Source organism: Microbacterium sp. MM2322, from assembly GCF_964186585.1.
Lineage (GTDB): Bacteria > Actinomycetota > Actinomycetes > Actinomycetales > Microbacteriaceae > Microbacterium.
Genome location: NZ_OZ075067.1, coordinates 2849948 through 2866733, shown reverse-complemented (window position 1 = coordinate 2866733; position 16786 = coordinate 2849948). Strand labels below are relative to the sequence as shown.

The 16786-nt window shown below is 71.3% G+C and carries 15 protein-coding genes; 5 read left to right on the top strand and 10 right to left on the bottom strand.

Annotated elements, in window-relative coordinates; genetic code table 11:
• Positions 1–21 precede the first annotated feature (21 nt).
• Complete coding sequence (locus tag ABQ271_RS13860; protein ID WP_349309316.1) at positions 22–1347, bottom strand: DUF222 domain-containing protein; 1326 nt, start codon at positions 1345–1347, stop codon at positions 22–24.
• 165 nt (positions 1348–1512) lie between these two features.
• Between ABQ271_RS13860 and ABQ271_RS13855 the strand changes: the two genes are divergently transcribed.
• Complete coding sequence (locus ABQ271_RS13855) at positions 1513–2343, top strand: UbiA family prenyltransferase (RefSeq protein WP_349309315.1); 831 nt, start codon at positions 1513–1515, stop codon at positions 2341–2343.
• On the top strand, positions 2340–3056 hold the full coding sequence (locus ABQ271_RS13850) for an HAD family hydrolase (protein ID WP_349309314.1): 717 nt from the start codon (positions 2340–2342) through the stop codon (positions 3054–3056). The genes ABQ271_RS13855 and ABQ271_RS13850 overlap by 4 nt, the downstream gene beginning before the upstream one ends.
• On the opposite strand, the gene ABQ271_RS13845 is transcribed toward ABQ271_RS13850, so the two are convergent.
• The 7 genes from ABQ271_RS13845 to ABQ271_RS13815 all read right to left on the bottom strand — a co-directional run bounded on the left by ABQ271_RS13845 (position 3023) and on the right by ABQ271_RS13815 (position 10467).
• Positions 3023–4150 carry an FAD-dependent monooxygenase gene (locus ABQ271_RS13845; RefSeq protein ID WP_349309313.1) on the bottom strand — a complete coding sequence of 376 codons (1128 nt, stop codon included), beginning with the start codon at positions 4148–4150 and terminating at the stop codon, positions 3023–3025. The two genes, ABQ271_RS13850 and ABQ271_RS13845, sit on opposite strands and share 34 nt — an antisense overlap.
• Entirely contained in the window at positions 4143–4829 is a 687-nt protein-coding gene (locus tag ABQ271_RS13840; protein ID WP_349309312.1) for a methyltransferase domain-containing protein, read from the bottom strand. Before ABQ271_RS13840 ends, ABQ271_RS13845 begins: the two co-directional genes overlap by 8 nt.
• Complete coding sequence (locus ABQ271_RS13835) at positions 4826–5959, bottom strand: type III polyketide synthase (RefSeq protein ID WP_349309311.1); 1134 nt, start codon at positions 5957–5959, stop codon at positions 4826–4828. Before ABQ271_RS13835 ends, ABQ271_RS13840 begins: the two co-directional genes overlap by 4 nt.
• A 56-nt stretch (positions 5960–6015) precedes the next feature.
• A complete protein-coding gene (locus tag ABQ271_RS13830) occupies positions 6016–7653 on the bottom strand; it encodes an ATP-binding protein (protein WP_349309310.1) in 1638 nt (545 codons plus the stop codon).
• A 71-nt stretch (positions 7654–7724) separates the two neighbouring features.
• Complete coding sequence (locus ABQ271_RS13825) at positions 7725–8432, bottom strand: hypothetical protein (protein WP_349309309.1); 708 nt, start codon at positions 8430–8432, stop codon at positions 7725–7727.
• 51 nt (positions 8433–8483) lie between these two features.
• Positions 8484–9056 carry a nitroreductase family protein gene (locus tag ABQ271_RS13820; protein ID WP_349309308.1) on the bottom strand — a complete coding sequence of 191 codons (573 nt, stop codon included), beginning with the start codon at positions 9054–9056 and terminating at the stop codon, positions 8484–8486.
• A 46-nt stretch (positions 9057–9102) separates the two neighbouring features.
• Positions 9103–10467, bottom strand: coding sequence for a glucose-6-phosphate dehydrogenase (locus tag ABQ271_RS13815; RefSeq protein ID WP_349309307.1), 1365 nt, complete (start codon positions 10465–10467; stop codon positions 9103–9105).
• 79 nt (positions 10468–10546) lie between these two features.
• On the opposite strand from ABQ271_RS13815, the gene ABQ271_RS13810 reads away from it, so the two are divergent.
• Positions 10547–12349 carry a glycoside hydrolase family 15 protein gene (locus tag ABQ271_RS13810; RefSeq protein WP_349309306.1) on the top strand — a complete coding sequence of 601 codons (1803 nt, stop codon included), beginning with the start codon at positions 10547–10549 and terminating at the stop codon, positions 12347–12349.
• Positions 12350–12421: 72 nt separating this feature from the next.
• On the top strand, positions 12422–13792 hold the full coding sequence (locus ABQ271_RS13805; RefSeq protein ID WP_349309305.1) for a protein kinase domain-containing protein: 1371 nt from the start codon (positions 12422–12424) through the stop codon (positions 13790–13792).
• Positions 13793–13869: 77 nt separating this feature from the next.
• On the opposite strand, the gene ABQ271_RS13800 is transcribed toward ABQ271_RS13805, so the two are convergent.
• Positions 13870–14961 carry an ABC transporter permease gene (locus tag ABQ271_RS13800; RefSeq protein ID WP_349309304.1) on the bottom strand — a complete coding sequence of 364 codons (1092 nt, stop codon included), beginning with the start codon at positions 14959–14961 and terminating at the stop codon, positions 13870–13872.
• The gene (locus tag ABQ271_RS13795; RefSeq protein ID WP_349309303.1) at positions 14958–15842 is read right to left on the bottom strand and encodes an ATP-binding cassette domain-containing protein; all 885 of its coding nucleotides are present in this window, start codon (positions 15840–15842) and stop codon (positions 14958–14960) included. Before ABQ271_RS13795 ends, ABQ271_RS13800 begins: the two co-directional genes overlap by 4 nt.
• A gap of 213 nt (positions 15843–16055) precedes the next feature.
• Here ABQ271_RS13795 and ABQ271_RS13790 point away from each other — a divergent pair, with 213 nt between their 5' ends.
• On the top strand, positions 16056–16625 hold the full coding sequence (locus ABQ271_RS13790) for an NADPH-dependent FMN reductase (protein WP_349309302.1): 570 nt from the start codon (positions 16056–16058) through the stop codon (positions 16623–16625).
• Positions 16626–16786: the final 161 nt, after the last annotated feature.

The following is a 16786-nucleotide window of genomic DNA, read 5'->3' as shown; positions in this document are numbered from 1 at the left end:
GAGAGAACGACCGCGGAGTGATCAGAAAGGTGCGGATTCTCCGCGCAATGGTGGTGCGGCAGGGGTGAACGCGACGGCCGGGGTGGGGGCGTCCTCGCGATAGGTCCTGCCGAGGGGTGAAGTCCATTCAAGAACGCCACCCTGGAGTTGTCGGACTCTCCACCTCGTGAATTGCTTCATCGAGTGGTGCCGTTGGCACAGATGCGCGAGGTTCGAGAGTTCGGTGGCGCCGCCGAGGGCGTGATCGTGGGTGTGGTCGACTTCGCAGCGGATGGCGGCGACGCGGCATCCGGGGAATCGGCAGTGCTGGTCACGTGCTTGTAGGAACCGCCGCATCCCGGAAGGAACGCGGTACGAGTCGGTTGCGATGGTGACGCCGGTGGTCGGGTCGTGGAACAGGCGCTCCCAGACGCCGGTGTCTCCCGCGAGTGTCCGTGCCGATGCCGGGTCGATGGGGGAGCGGCCACCGAGGTCGCACGGCCTATCCTCTGCACCGGTCAGCGTCGCTGCAGGGACGAGCACCTGCACCCGTGCACGGATCGCGCCCAGCGGCCCCGCGGTGGTGTCGCGGGTGTCGTCGAGCGCTGGGGTTCCGGCGAGCAGGAGGTCGGCGAACACGTCGGCTCGCACCTGGTCGGTCGTGCGAGCGTCGGTCGCGACGACGTTGGTGTCGTCGCCGGTTGCACGCTCCTCGCGTGTGTCGACGATCGCCCGTGCCTGCTGCGTCAGCCGGTCGTGGATCCCTTCGGCGATGACGGTCGGCAGGGTCGCGATGAGATCCGACATCCCGTCTCGTCCGGGAACCAGCCGCACGCACCGTCCTGCTGCGGCTTGTTCGTGTCGTTCCGCGAAGGATCGCGGGTGCATCCGGTGCGCGAGGATCTCGAGCTCGCCCCGCACCCGGTTCGGGGTGTCCTGCTCGCACCGTTCGATGGCGACGGCTTCGAACTCGCCCCACATCTCGGCGGGCAGCGTCGTTCCCGCGTCGACGATCGCCCGCACATGTTCCCGGACGATCCGGCCCGACTCCCACGCCGCCACCGCGGCGGGGAACCCCTCGATGATCGTGCGAGCTCCGCCGATCCGGCGTTGCACGGTGCGGTCGGTCGTGCGCAGCACGCCGCCGAACTCTGCCGCGATCGATCGAAGGGCCATGTCGTGAAGCCTGACCTTGGCGTTCTTCGAGACAGCTTGTTCTTCTGCGAGTCGGCCGGCTGCGGCCAGGATTCGCAACTCCCGAATCTGCACCCGCGCCATCTCGACGGCGACGGTCCCGACGTCCGTGACGAGACCCGCCAGAGTGGCGAGATAGTCCTCGCCACCGGGGATTTCCATCGCTTCCGTCATGCCTCCACTCTCGCATCGACCACCGACATTCCGTCGCCCGGGAACGCCGAGAACACCCCTTATGACCACATCCGAAAATGAGAAACCTCTCAGCTTCGCCGCCCCGCGCCTCGTCCGGCGCCGCGACCCCAGCAAACGCCTTCCGCCAGCGTGAAAGGATCAAGCATGCGAACCGCGCGGGCCCTCTGGGGTGCCACTCACCCGGGCCCTTCGCTGGTCGTCACCGTCCTGTCCCTCGCCCTGGGCGTGGCGGCGGGGCTGGAGCTGTGGCGGATCGTCGTCCTGGTCGCGGCGGTCTTCCTCGGACAGGTGTCGGTCGGCCTCTCGAACGATTCGATCGACCTGTTCCGCGACGCGACCGTCGGCCGACCGGACAAGCCGCTCGTGCGGGGAGACACCCGCGTGCGCACCGCATGGATCGCCGCCTTCGTCACGCTCGGTGCCGCCGTCATCCTCTCGGCAGTGCTCGGCTGGGGCATGCTCATCGCCCATGTCATCGCCCTCGCGTCGGCCTGGAGCTACAACGCGGGGCTCAAATCGACACTGGCGTCGCTCCTTCCCTTCCTCGTCAGCTTCGGCATCTTCCCGTCGCTCGCCACGCTCTCGGCGGCGGACCCCGAGCCAGCCGCACTCTGGGCGGCGTTCGCGGGCGCCATGCTCGGAGCAGCCGTGCACCTGACCAACGTCCTGCCCGATCTCGACGACGACCGACGCACCGGCGTCCGGGGCTTGCCGCATCGGATCGGGCCCGCGGCATCCGTCCTTCTCGCCGTCGCCGGCATCGTCATCGCCGCCGTCGCGGTCCTCGTCGGCAGCCTCATCGAGGGCGCGTCGCCGTTCGCGATGATCCCCTTCGCCGTCGTCGTGACGGCGATCGCCGCTGCAGTGCTGATGCGGATGCGGCGGCGCGGCCCGGACCGCACCGGGTTCCGCCTCGTGATGACCGCCGCTCTCGTGCTCGCCCTGCAGCTGGTGGTGGCGTCGGGGGCAGCGTGATCCGCGCGATCGGGTTCGACCTCGACGGGACTCTGTTCGACCACCGAGGCGCGGCTCGACGCGGTGTCGCTGACTTCTTCACGGCGCGCGGCGTGACGGTGACTGACGTCGTGGTCAACGCCTGGTTCGAGTCGGAATCGGAGCATTTCGAGCGGTGGCGGCGCGGTCTCATCGATTTCGCCGAGCAACGGCGCGAGCGTCTCCGGGATGTGCTGCCCGGCCTCGGCCTGGAACTCCCGGGGGATGACGCAGGGCTCGACGCGATTTTCGACGACTACCTCAGCGCTTATCGTGCTGCGTGGGCCGTCTTCCCCGGCACCAGGGATCTCCTTGATGGCCTTCGACGGCGCGGATACCGGCTCGGGCTGCTCACCAACGGGTCCGCGGTCCAACAGTCCGAAAAGCTGGACCGCATCGGGCTGACCGACGTGTTCGACGTCACCCTGATCTCGGAACAGATCGGGCACCACAAACCCGAACGCGGGGCTTTCGCGGCGCTTGTGTCAGGTCTCGGCGTTCCCCCCGGCGAGTGCCTGTTCGTCGGCGACGATCCGACGACGGATGCCGCCGGTGCCCGCGCCGCAGGACTCGAATCCCTCCTCATCGACCGTGAGGTGATGAGGCCTTCCGACGTCTCAGCCGCGATCGACCGCGCGCTGGCACCGCCGCCCGCCGCGCATCACCGCCCGGCGGCGTCGAGTCCCATCGCGTAAGCGTGCGGCACGAGCGAACCCGTCGCGGCCAACACCGATCCCAGCACCCTCGACCGCACCGCGTGCGCGCCGGCCGACACCGGCCGCCCGAGGCGCATGTTCACGGCGGCCATCCGCCCGGCGGTGCTTGCGGACCGCAGCCGGTCCCGCTCCCAGTCGGCGAGGTCGGGCTCCGGCGCGGCCCCGAGTCGCACCCACGCGGCAAGCAGCGGGGCCAGCGTCGCGGCATCCAGCAGGCCGAGGTTGAGCCCCTGCCCGCCGATCGGACTGATCTCGTGCGCCGCGTCACCGATCACGAACAGCCGATCACGCCTCATCGCAGGCGCCAGCACGCGTCGCACCGCGAAGGCCGTCGCCGCCGTCACGACGTCGGCCGCCTCGCCTTCGCCGCGCTCGCGCATCGCATCGCGCAGGCGGCCCGCGAGCGCGTGCGGCTCCAGCGACCCGCCCCTGTCCCACGCGACGAACCGGCGCTGCTCGTCCGGCAGCGGAAACGACTCCAGCACGCCTCCGGGCGCCAGGTGCACGAGCGCGGTCTCCGCATCCTCACGCGGGGGCACGGCGGCATCCGTCATCAAATACCGATCGGGGTATGCAGTCCGCCGCAGCGCGCCCGGACGATACACGAGATCGCGCACGCCCACACCGCCGGCCACCACCACGATCGGTGCGACCCGCTCGCCGCGGTCGGTCTCGACCCGCACCCGGGCACCGTCAGGCGCGACGCGCGTCACAGTCACGCCCCGCTCGGCCTCGGGGCCTGAACCGCGCAGCGCGACCTCGGTCTCCGCCTGCGGCAGGGTCGCGACGTACGGATGCCGCACATCCAGACGCCCGAAGTCAACCACGCCGAGTGCTCGCCCGTCGCTGCGCGCCTCGCCCCTCCGCACCCGGACGGCGCGGGTCAGGATGCGCTCGGTCGCGCCCCCCGCTTCGAGCGCCGCCAGCGTCGGAGCGTGCAGCCCGATCGCGCGCGACCCGCCGCCGGCGCCGGGCCGACGCTCCAGCAGCTCTACCTCGACGCCGAACCGGGTCAGCTCCGCCGCGAGCAGCGTGCCCACCGGGCCGGCTCCGACGATCAGAACCTCAGGCATCCGCCACCGCCAGGAGTCGGAACGGCGCCGGCGACGCCACCCGCCACGGCGAACCCAGGGCCGACTCGAGCTCGTCCGCGCGGTAACTCCGACGGATCGACCGGAGCCCGTCGGTGCGCAGGAACGTGCCGCGCTCGAGCGCGGTGATGCCTATGCCGTAGAGCGCATACGCCAGCCGACCCCGCTCGATGTCGGCGTGCATCACGGTGCCCGTCGCAAGCGCGCGGGTGTCGGCGGCGAACTCCCCGAGCTCTGCCGCTTCCAGATGGTGCAGTACGTGGTTGGACAGGACCAGATCGAACGTCTCGCCGGCGGCGCGGAGACCGGCGGCATCCGTCGCGGCGAACGACACGCGCTCGCTCTCCCGCGTCCGCGCGACGTCGAGCGCGCGCGGGTCGGGGTCGATCCCGAGCCACTGCACGTCGAGCCCGTCCCGCTCCGCCCAGGTCGCGAGCCGGGCGACCACGTCGCCCCCGCCGCTGCCGACGTCGAGCACGCGCGCCGGACGGCCGAGCCTCCGCAGCCGAGGACGGATGCCGCGCCGCCACACCCGGCCCCACCCGCCGATCGCGCGGTTCACCAGATCGAATCGCTCCAGAGTCGCCGCCAGCGCTACGGGATCGCAGTCCGGATCGTCCATCAGCTCGCGCAGGTCCGCGTCGCGTTCGGCGAGGTTCACGCGAGCTCCCGCCGGAACGTCAGCCGCGCGGCCTCGAGCGTGAGACCCGGCCCGAACGCGAGCGTCGCCACCCGATCGCCGTCGTCGAGGTCGCCGGCGAGCAGTGCGCCGAGGATGAACAGGATCGTCGCGCTCGACATGTTGCCGTAGTCGCGGAGGATGTCGCGCGACACCGTCAGCGCATCGGCGGGCAGACCGAGACCGGTCTCGACACGGTCGAGCACACTCCGCCCACCGGGGTGCACGGCCCACGTGTCGACGCCGTCGTCGCCCAGGAACGACTCGACGGCGCCGCGGATCTCCCGCCCGATGATGCGCGGCACCTCTGCCGACAGGATCATCTCGAACCCGGTGTCGCCGATCGTCCAGGCCATGTCCTTCTCGCCCTCGTCGGTCAGCACCGTCGCGAAGCGATCCAGCTCGAACGACGGACCGGTCACGCGCGACGGGTCCGCACTGACGACGGCCGCGGCAGCGCCGTCGGCGAAGACGGATGCCGAGACGATCTCGTCGTGGTCCGCCGGGGTTCGCACGTGCAAGGAGCACAGCTCCCCGCAGACGACGAGGACGACCGCGTCGGGGTGGGCCGCGCAGATCTGGAACGCCGTCCGGAGCGCCGGCACCGCCGCCGCGCACCCCATGAAGCCGAGGTGCGCGCGGGCGACGGTCGTCGGAAGGCCCAGGTCGCGGACGAGCCGGTAGTCCGGTCCGGGCGCGAACATCCCCGTGCACGAGACGGTCACGACGTGCGTCACGTCGGCCGCATCGACGGATGCCGCGGCCAGTGCCTTTCGCGCGGCCTCGGCGAACAGGGGCGGCGCGAGTCGGATGTACGCGTCGTTCCGGGCACCGGTCGAGGGTGACAGCAGGTCGCCGGTGTCGGTGACCGTCGGCATCCGCTCGCCACCCGCGGCATCGACGGTCGGGAGGGCGGTCGCGGCGGCTGCGGCGGCCAGGTCGTCGAGCACCGTGTGGCGGGTCTCGATCGCCGAGGCGTTGAACGCCGCGCCGATGAGCCGTTGCGTCAACCGGTCGGCGCCGGGCTGGCCGGCGAACAGGTCGCGCACCTGGTCCTGTCGCAGGCGGGCGCGAGGCACGGCCGTGCCGATCGACAGGATCCGGGTGGTCATTGCCTCACCGTAACCGGCGGCAGGCCGCATGGGGCCGCGGGTTGACCGTGGCGGGTCTATGTGGGCGGGTGGAGCGGCAGGCTCATCGTGAACTGCGCCCCTGCGCCGGGGGCACTGTCGACCCGAACGGCGCCGGAATGCGCCAGCGCGATCGTCCGGAGGTTGGTGAGGCCGAGGCCGAAACCCTGGATCTGCCGTGCCCGGGCGTCTGCCGTGCGGTAGAAGCGATCGAACACCCGCCGTTGTTCCGCGTGGCTGAGGCCCACTCCCGGATTCGAGACGGCGATCTCCACGGACTCGCCGTCCGTCCGGTACGCCGCGGTGATCATGCTGTCGGGCTCTCCGAACTTGATCGCGTTCGTCAGCAGTTCGGTCACAGCGATGAACAGCTGGTGGGCGTCCGCCTCTGCCGCGACCGCGCCCGGCCCGACGATCTCGATGCGCATCCCACGGGCCGATGCGGCACCCCGCACGCGGTCGACCGCGCTCCGCACGATCTCGCCGATGTCGAGGGGGGCGATCGTGAGGTCTTTGACGGTCTCCGTCGCGTGCAGCAGATCGCCGACGCGGTGGAAGAGGTCGTCCGTCTTGCGCGACACGATCTCGATGTAGCGCTGCAGTTTCTCGTCGTCGGGGTCGGCCGCATCGGCGAGGAGGTCGAGGAAGCCGGTGATGCTCGTGATCGGGGTCCGCAGCTCGTGCGAGACGGTGCGGAGGAACTGCTCCCGGACTTCGACCGCGTCGGCGAGCTCGGTGACGTCGTAGGCGACGACGACGGTGCCGAGAAGGCGTCCGTCGTCGCTGTGGACCTGCCCCGAAGAGGCGAGGATCGCCACCTGAGCGTCGGGAGGACCGAGCCATTCGACGTGGTTGTCGATGATCTCGCCGCGGAGCGCGCGCGGAATGATCTGCTGGTCGTACGGGATCCGGCTCTGCCGGTCTGCAGCCAGCACGTTGTCGCCCGCGTAGGGCGGCTCATCGAGGCGGAATCCGACCGCCTCGACCATGCGGTGCGCGAGCGTGTTCGCGACGTCGAGACGCCCCTCGTTGTCGTAGAACGCGACGCCGGCGTTGACGGTGTTCAGGATGCCGACGGCGATCGCCTCGGCATCCTTCGCCTCGCGGAGCGCCTCCGCCTGTGCGCGGGACGCCTCCGCGAGCCGGAGGCCGTTGCGCCGGAGGTGGCGGGCAGCGATGAACACGATGACGGCGATCCCGACGATCAACGCGGGGAACGCGAAGATGTTCGCCCATTCGGCGGCGGTCGCCGGCCACGCCCCGATGTACACGAACCGGTATCCGATGATGAACACCGACCCGACGACGGCGACCACCATCCCGTACCAGGGGAACCCGTAGGCGAGCCAGAGGACGGGGAACAGTGCCAGGACCGTGACCGCGGGCACGAAGGGCATCAGCTCTGCGCGGAGCAGAGCCACCGCGACGATGTCGGCGGCCGCGATCACGATCATCGCAGCGCGCGTCAGTCGCTCCCACGGCACGAGGAGCGCCGCGACGGAGGCGGCGACGGTGATCGCGAACGCCGTCACGGTGGTGGGCGTCAGCAGGCGGTCGGGGCGGGCGATGAGCGTGACGATGGCGATGGCGAGGGTGCCGAGCACGAAGGGGAGCTGCGCGCGCAGGAAGACGCGGAATCGGCCGGCCGGGGTGGCTTCCATTTCGAACAGTGGCACCGTCGCCTCGTCCCCCTCCGACCGCACCGGTCTCGTACCGGCAACGTACTGCATTCCGGACGTTCTCGCGGTCACCGCCGGGCGACCCACACCTCGACGCCCGCCTCACCGAGTGTGAAGTTGACGGCCGTCCCCAGGTCGTACGCCTCCTGGGCGGCCGGAGGGCTGAGGGTGCTGATGACGGCCGTCACCGACACGGGGAAGGGGCCTGCGCCGCACGCCGACAGCGTCTCGCCGATCGTCGGTTCGGCCGCTTCCTCGGGGCTGACGATACTGAGGCACCGCACGGGGTTCGGATCGGCGGGCGTGCCGACCGTGTTGGCGAAGACCGAGAACCCGCGGAAATCGGCGTATCGCCGGCTGTCCGAGTCGTTCTCCGGCGGCCACGGGACGAGGGACGTCAGCGTCGTCACCTGAACCGCTTCCGCGTAGCGCGGCTCATCGCGCGGGATCGCAAGGGTGATCGCGACCGTCCCCGCGACGAGAGCCGCGGCACTGCCGGTGAGGGCAGCGCCCGCCGCCCATCTCGGCCACCGTCGCGGCGCGCCGTACGGCCGTTCGTCGTCGGCGTCGTCGGGGGGAGGAGCCGGCTCCGGCTCGGGGCTCGTCGCTGCCTCAGCCGCGACGTCGATGGTCGACGCATCGCTCGCCGCGTGTGCAGCCTGCGCTTCGAGCTCGCGCAGGCGCTGCAGAGCCGCGGCATCCTCTGCGATGTCAGCAGTGCGCCCGTACGCGCGTTCGCGCAGGCGGGCGAGCTCGGCGGCGTCGTCGTCGTCCATCGGGTCCACTAAACACCACGGGACGGCGGGTGAGGCGGCCGCCGCGTCGGGTCAGTCGTCGACGAGGATCGACTCCGCCACGGAACGCCGCTCGCGGGGAGCCTCTTCGCGAGCGCGCAGGTCGTCGGAGACGGTGTCGAGGTCGCCGAGTGTGCCCACGGCCATCACGGTGACGGCCCGCTGGTCGTCGGCGAGGTCGAACGCCGACGCGATGTCGGCGGCGCGGAACCCGCCCATCTGGTGCGTGTTCAGTCCGCTCGCGTGGGCCTGCACCGTGAAGTGCGCGGCGGCCTGACCGACGTCGTAGGTCGCCCAGCGGAGCTCCTTGCCGTCCAGCTCGGTCGTCGCGACGAAGACGACGAGGGCCGCAGCATCCGCGGCCCATGCCCGGTTGAAGCCCAGCAGGCTCTCGACCACCGCGGCGTGGGATGCCGTGCCCCGCCGCGCGACGATGAACCGCCACGGCTGCGTGTTCGACGCGGACGGCGACCAGCGCGCGGCCTCGAGCGCGGACCGCAACGCCTGCTCGTCGATCGGCGCGGACCCGTCGAACACGCGGGTGCTCCAGCGCTCGGTCAAGACATCGAGGATGGGGGCGTCGGTGGATGCGGTGCGGTTCGGCATCCGTCTATTCCACCACCGTGCGAGAGGGGTCGGCGTCACCGTGCTCTCAGGAAGTTGGCCAGCTCTCGGGTCCCGAGGTTCCGGCGACGTACTCGTCGAGCGGCACGCGACCGTCGCGCCACGCGTCGATGACGGGCTGGACGATGTGCCAGCAGTCGACGGCGGCGTCGCCGCGGACCGACAGCATCGCGTCGCCGTCGAGGATGCCCGACAGCACCTCGGCGTAGGCCTTCAGCGCTCCCGCACCGAGTTCCGCCTCGAGCGTCACCTTCTCGAGTTCGAGCGGGTCGGCCTCGCCGTTGACGTTCAGATCGAGCGCGATCGAGTCGGGCCCGAGCGAGAAGCGCAGCACGGTCGGACCCGGGTCGCCCGTGAACCCGCGGGGGAGGTGCCGGACGGGGTGGAACCGCACCTCGACCTTCGCCTCGGCGTTCCCGAGGGCCTTGCCCGAGCGGAGCGTGATGGGAACGCCCTGCCACCGCGCGTTGCGCACCTCGACCGTCATCTCGGCAAGCGTCTCGGTCTCGCGGCTCGGATCGACCCCCGGCTCGTCGACGTACGACGGGAAGTCCCGCCCCTCGACGGTGCCGGCCGTGTACCGCGCCCGGCGCGACGAGGCGACCGGGTCGTCGCCCCACACGGCGGTGGCTCGGAGCGCGGCGCCCGTCGCGTCGCGGAGGTCGCGCTGATCGAGGGATGCCGGGGGCTCCATCGTGGCGAACGCCATGACCTGCAGCAGGTGACTCTGGATCATGTCGGTGAGCGCGCCGGCCTTGTCGTAGTAGCCCGCGCGGCCTTCGAGTCCCAGCGGCTCGTCGAACTGCACGAGCATCGAGGCGATGTGATCGGCCGACCAGGCCGGCTCGATGAGCCGGTTCGCGAAGCGCGCCCCGAGCAGGTTCAGGACGGTGGAGCGGCCGAGGAAGTGGTCGACGCGGAACACCTGCGACTCGGGAACCAGCTCGGCGAGCGTCGCGTTGAGGTGCTCCGCGGATGCGGCATCCGATCCGAACGGCTTCTCGAGCGCGAGGATCGTCCCCTCGGGGATCGTAACCGAGCGGAGCGCGTCGCACGCCTTCGCGGCGACGGCGGGAGGGACGGCGAAGTAGAGCGCGGGCCGGCCCTCGGCGGCATCCAACAGCTTCTGCAGTTGATCGGGGTCGGTGATGTCGGCCTGCGTGTAGGTCGTGCCCGACAGGGGGTCGAAGGCGGACTCCGAGTCGGTCGTGGCGAATGCCTTCTGCACGGTCTCGCGCCAGGCGTCATCGCTCCACTCCTCGACACCCGCCCCCGCCAACCGCACGCGGCGTTCGGGCTCGCGTGCGAGCAGCTGCCCGAGCGCGGGGAGCAGCAGCCGCGAGGTGAGATCCCCCGAGGCGCCGAGGATGAGCAGGGTCGTGTCGGCCGTCATGGGCGTCACCCTAGCCCCGCTCCCGATGACCACGCCGGTCGTGCCTCGTCTCTTGCCCCGCCGCTCTTCGCGAACGACAATGACGACGATGCCTGCCCCGATCGAGTCCTATGCCCTGCTCAGCAACTGCCGGACGGGAGCCCTCGTGTCGGATGCCGGGAGCCTCGACTGGCTGTGCCTTCCCCGCTACGACGACGCGTCGATCTTCGGCGCACTCCTCGGCGACGACGAACACGGTCGGTGGAGCCTCCGCCCCGCCGATTCCGCCGCCACGTCCACTCGCCGTTACGACGGCGACACCTTCGTGCTCGTCACGCGCTGGCAGACGCCGACGGGCAGCGCCGAGGTGATCGAGTTCATGCCGATGCACGACGACACGGATGCCGTGGTCCGACGCGTCGTCGGCATTGAGGGCACCGTCGCCTTCGCGAGCGAGCTGCGCCTGCGTTTCGACTATGCCCGGGCCCTCCCCTGGGTGCGGCAGATCGGACATGCGGACGCGCCGGTGTTGCTCGCGATCGCCGGTCCCGACGCCGTCGCCGTGCGCGGCCCCCGACTGCACCCGGACGGCACGATGCACCGCGCCGTGTTCACGGTGGCGGCGGGCGAGACCGTCGACTCGGTGCTCACGTGGGACCGGTCGTACCACCGGCATCCCGTCGGGATCGACGTCGACGCCGCGATCGCGCACACCCGCAGGTGGTGGGGCGACTTCGCAGCGGGTGTCGAGGACGGCGGACCCTGGGGAGCCCACGTGGTTCGCTCGATGCTCGTGCTCCGCGCCCTCACCCACACCGAGACCGGCGGGATCGTCGCCGCCGCGACGACCTCGCTCCCCGAGGACCCCGGTGGCTCGCGCAACTGGGACTACCGGTTCGTCTGGTTGCGCGATGCCGCCCTCACCCTCGAGGCCTACCTCGCCCACGGCTACACCCGGGCACCGGAGCGCTGGCGCGACTGGCTGCTGCGTGCGATCGCCGGCGACCCGGCCGACGTGCAGATCATGTACGGCCTCGGCGGCGAACGGGACCTCCCCGAACGCGAGCTGACGAGCCTGCCGGGCTACGAGGGATCCGCGCCCGTCCGCATCGGCAACGGCGCCGTCGACCAGTACCAGGGCGACGTCATCGGCGAGGTCCTCGTCGCCCTCGAGGCCGCCCGCCTCGCCGGGGTGACCGAGACCCCCTCGTCGTGGTCGCTGCAGCGCGCGCTGCTGGCGCAGGTCGTCGCGTGGGTCGACCGCCCCGACCACGGCATCTGGGAGATGCGGGGCGACCTGCACCACTTCACGCACTCCCGCGCCATGGTGTGGGCCGCGCTCGACCGCGGCGTCCGCGCGGTGCGCGAGCACGGCCTGCCCGGCGACGCCGACACGTGGGAGCGGCTCCGCGAGCAGGTGCGCGCCGAGATCGATGCGACAGGGGTGGATGCCGCGGGTGGCCACTTCACGCAGCACGACACCACCGACGAGGTCGACGCCTCGCTGCTGCTCCTGCCCGTCGTCGGCTTCTGCGCCGCCGACGACCCGCGGATGCTCGCGATGGTCGAGCGCATCGAACGCGACCTGCTGCGGGACGGGTTCGTCATGCGCTACCGCACCGCGGCGGGAACCGACGGGTTGCCCGGCGACGAGCATCCCTTCCTCGCCTGCTCGTTCTGGCTCGTCGAGCAGTACGCGGCGACGGGCCGCATCGACGACGCGACCCGCCTCATGGACCGCCTGTGCGCCGTCGCGAACGACGTGGGGCTGCTGTCGGAGGAGTACGACCCGGCGACCGGTCGCCACATCGGCAACACCCCGCAGGCCCTCAGCCACCTCGCGCTCGTGGGGGCGGCCGATGCGCTGGCCGGTCACGTCGGCCGCGCCGCCCATCGCACCTGACCCGTTCGTCAAGACCGTGCGGAGCGCTGACGCCGACGGGTAACGTCATCGGCGACAGAGGAGGACGACGCCATGACGGATGCACCCGAACCGCTCGTCGGCGACGTGCTGGCGGACCGTTACCGCCTCGTCGCCCAGGTCGGACAGGGCGGGATGGCGCGCGTCTTCCGCGCCGACGACACCGCCCTCGGCCGGACGGTCGCCGTCAAGGTGCTCCGCCCCGAGGTCGAAGGCGCCATGAGCGCACCCGAGCGTGCGCGGAGCGAGGTCACGCTGCTCGCCTCGCTCAACCACCCGTCGCTCGTCACCCTCTTCGACGCCCACCTCACCGGCTCGCCCGACTACCTCGTGATGGAGTTCGTCGACGGTCCCACGCTGAGCGCGCGCATCGCCGAGGGACCCCTGCCGCCGGCGGAGGTCGCCGCGCTCGCCGCCGAACTGGGCGAGGCGCTCCACGTCGTGCACGGGTCGGGCGTCGTCCACCGCGACGTCAAGCCCTCGAACGTGCTGCTCGCATCGCCGCACCTGCCGGGCGGGCGGCCGCGCGCGAAGCTCGCCGACTTCGGCATCGCGCTCCTGCTCGACAGCGCTCGCGTGACGACCCCCGGCACCGTGATCGGCACCGCCGCCTACCTCGCCCCCGAGCAGGTGCAGGGCCGCGATCCCGCCCCCGCATCCGATGTCTACGCCCTCGGCCTCGTCCTGCTCGAAGCCCTCACCGGCGAACGCGCGTATCCGAACACCGACGGCATCGGCGCCGCCCTCGCTCGCTTGACGACGCCCCCGACGATCCCCGACGAACTCGGACCGGGCTGGGGTGCGCTCCTCACGCGGATGACCGCCACCGGCCCGGACGATCGGCCGACCGCGCTCGAGGTCGTCGAGGCGGCCGAGCGGCTGCGGACCGCGCCCGTCGACGGCGCCCCGCCGCTGCCGCCCGTCCGTGCGGCGGTGGCCGCAGGCATCCCCGTCGCCGCTGCCGTGCCCGCGGAGCCCGCCACTCGCCGCTACCCCACCGCTGCGACCGTCGCGCTCGACCCGGCTGCCGCGACCGACGTCCCGGAGAAGCGGCGATCGCGTCGTCCGGTCGTGGTCGCGCTCGCCGTCGGCGCCGTCGCGCTGGTCGCCGCGGCGAGCATCTGGACGGCGTCCCTCGCGGGATCCCCGGAGCCGACGTCGTCCGACCCCGCCCAGACCGAGCCGCGCTCGACGGAGCCGGTGCAGGACACCGTGACCGACCCGACGCCGGCCCCGTCGATCGAGCCCGCACCGACCCCGAGCACCGTCACCACCGACGACGCCCCGGACGACAAAGCGGCGAAGGATGCGGAGAAGGATGCGGAGAAGGCGGCGAAAGAGGCCGAGAAGCAGGCCGAGCAAGACGCCAAGCGTGCCGAGCGCGACGCCGAGAAGGGCCCGAAGGACACACCCGACAAGCCCTGACCGGTGATGCCCCGGGAACGACGGAACCGCCCCGTCGCAGATGCGGGCGGGGCGGTTCCGGTTCGGGATGCCGCGGCTCAGCGCGACAATGCCTCGCGCAGCTTGACGCGGGCCCCCATCCGGAGGATCGAGTTCTCGTAGATCTTCGCGCCGACCAGGATCGCCCCGACGCAGGCGGCGAGCATGACGGCCAGCGCCAGCAGCGGCTCCCACCACTGCGCCTCGCCGACGAAGATGCGCACCGGCATCCCGACCGGAGCCGAGAACGGGACGTACGACATGATCGTCAGCACGACGGGGTTGTCGTTGAAGAAGATGACGAGGAAGTACGGCGCCATCACGATGTAGGTGAGCGGCGTGATCGTGGGGCCGATGTCCTCCTGGCGCGAGACGAGTGCTCCCGCGGCAGCGAAGAGCGCCGCGAGCAGCACGAACCCGAAGAGGAAGAACACCGCGAACCAGGCGATCGGCCCGCCGAGACCGGCGATGAGGAAGTCCTGCCCCGTCACCGTCAACCCGATGAGGGCGACCGCGGCGATGCCGACGATCTGCCCCATCGCGAGGATCGTGTTGCCGAGCACCTTGCCCGCCAACAGCGCGCGCGTGGGGATCGCCGAGATCAGCAGCTCGACCACGCGGGTCTGCTTCTCTTCGACGACGCTCGTCGCGATCGTCGTGCCGAAGGTCAGCGCGGCCGCGAAGAAGGCGCCGCCGAAGGCGATCGCGATGATGTAACGGAGGAACCCGTCGGTCGCCGACTTGTCGAGGATCTCGACCTTCGGTGCGATGCTCAGCTGCTGCAGCAGGGTGTTCGAGACCGACTGGTCGAACACGACCGTGTAGCCGAGCGGCTCGTCGCCGCCGGGGATGATCGCCGCGTCGACGTCGCCGTCGCGGACGAGCTTCCTCGCCTCGTCGGCGGTTGCGGCATCCGTCACGTCGAACGCATCGGGGGTGGTGATGGCGGACTCGGTTCCGGACGTGACCGCGATGGGCGTGCGACTGTCGCTCTGCGCGGTGAAGCCCGCCCAGAGGACCGCGCCGAGCACGATCACGAACATGACGATGGTCGAGATGATGAACGACTTCGAGCGCAGCTTCGAGCCGAGCTCGCGCTCCGTGACGAGCCAGACGCTCTGGCCGAACGAGGGGGAGACGGACGTGTTCACTGGATGACCTCCGTGAAGATCTGGGCGAGGGAGGGGCGGCGCGGGGCGAACGTGGTCACGTCGCCCGCGGCGACCGCGCGCTGCAGGACGCGCTGCACGGTCTCGTCGGAGTCGGCCTCGAAGAGGGCGTAGCCGCCGTCGAAGTCGACGACCTCGACGCCCGGTTCGTCGCGGAGCCAGCCGGCATCCGCCCCGGAGACGAGTTCGAAGCGACGGGTCGCGTGCTCGGCGCGCAGGCCGTCGCGGGTGCCGGCGGCGCGGATCGTGCCGGCGGCGATGATGACGAGGTCATCGCACAGGCGCTCGACGACGTCGAGCTGGTGCGACGAGAAGAGCACCGACGTCCCCTGCGCGGCGCGGCCCTGGAGGACGTTCGCCACGACGTCGACCGCGAGCGGGTCGAGACCCGAGAACGGCTCGTCGAGGATCAGCACCTCGGGGTCGTGCACGAGGGCGGCCGCGATCTGCGCGCGCTGCTGGTTGCCGAGCGACAGCGTCTCGACGTTGTCCTCCAGACGTTCGCCGAGCCCCAGCTCTTCGAGGAGCGCCGTCGCGCGGGTCGTGGCATCCGTCTTCGAGAAGCCGTGCAGGCGCGCGAGATAGACGATGTGCTCGAGCACCTTCATCTTCGGGTAGAGGCCGCGCTCTTCGGGCATGTAGCCGAAGCGCCGACGGTCGGCGGCGGTGACGGGGGCGCCGTTCAGGGTGACTTCGCCCGCGTCGCGGCCGAGGACGCCCAGCATGATCCGCATCGTCGTCGTCTTGCCGGCGCCGTTTCCGCCGACGAAGCCCGTCAGGCGGCCGGGCGCGACGTCGAACGCGACGTCGTCGAGCACCCGCCGCGAGCCGTAGCTCTTGGTGATCCCGCGTAGCTGCAGCATCCGTTCCTCCTGTGGTCTGTGCGCCACCGGCGGCGGCACGTGTTCCACGCTAGGGAGACGGGATGCCGGGGGCCTCCCCCCGGCGGGTGAAACCCATCCCCGCCGCGAGGGGGAGGGGCGTTCCCGGTGCATTCATGGGAATAGGGATGCGGGGGGTGTCGTTGGGTTCTGCGGTGCCCACCGGCATCCCTATCCACTCTCTTTGGAGGACCCATGACGAATCGCACCATCGGCTACATCGTCGGCAGCATCTCGTCGACGTCGATCAACCGGACCCTCGCCAAGGCGCTCGAGCGCCTCGCCCCCGAGGGCACCACGCTGGTCGAGATCCCGATCAAGGACCTGCCGTTCTACTCGGTCGACCACGACGGGAACTTCCCGCAGGTGGCCGTCGACTTCAAGCAGGCGATCGCGGACGTCGATGGCGTCATCATCGTGACCCCCGAGTACAGCCGCTCGATCCCGGGCGTCCTCAAGAACGCGCTCGACTGGGCTGCCCGCCCGTACGGCCAGAACGCGTTCCACAACAAGCCCACGGCCGTCATCGGCACGTCGGGCAGCGGTGTGGCGACCGCCGTCGCCCAGCAGCACCTCAAGGCGATCCTCAGCCACTTCAACGCGCCGACGCTCGGCCAGCCCGAGGGCTTCGTGCAGACCACGCCCGGCCTGTTCGCCGAGGACGGCGAGGTCACGAACGACGCGACCGCCGGCTTCCTGACCGGCTACCTCGAGGCGTTCAACGACCTCGTCGACCGCTACGCGAAGGTCCCCGCGGGCGTCTGACCCGCGTCGCGACGACGGCCCCGCCCCGACTCGGGCGGGGCCGTTTCGCGTCTGCGGGAGGGTTCGCGCGTGGGGGCGTGCGCCGTGCGGCCGGTGGGAGCGCCGGGGTGCGCGCCGAGTGTGAGCGCCGGGTGTGAGCGCCGGGTGTGAGCGTTGAGAAA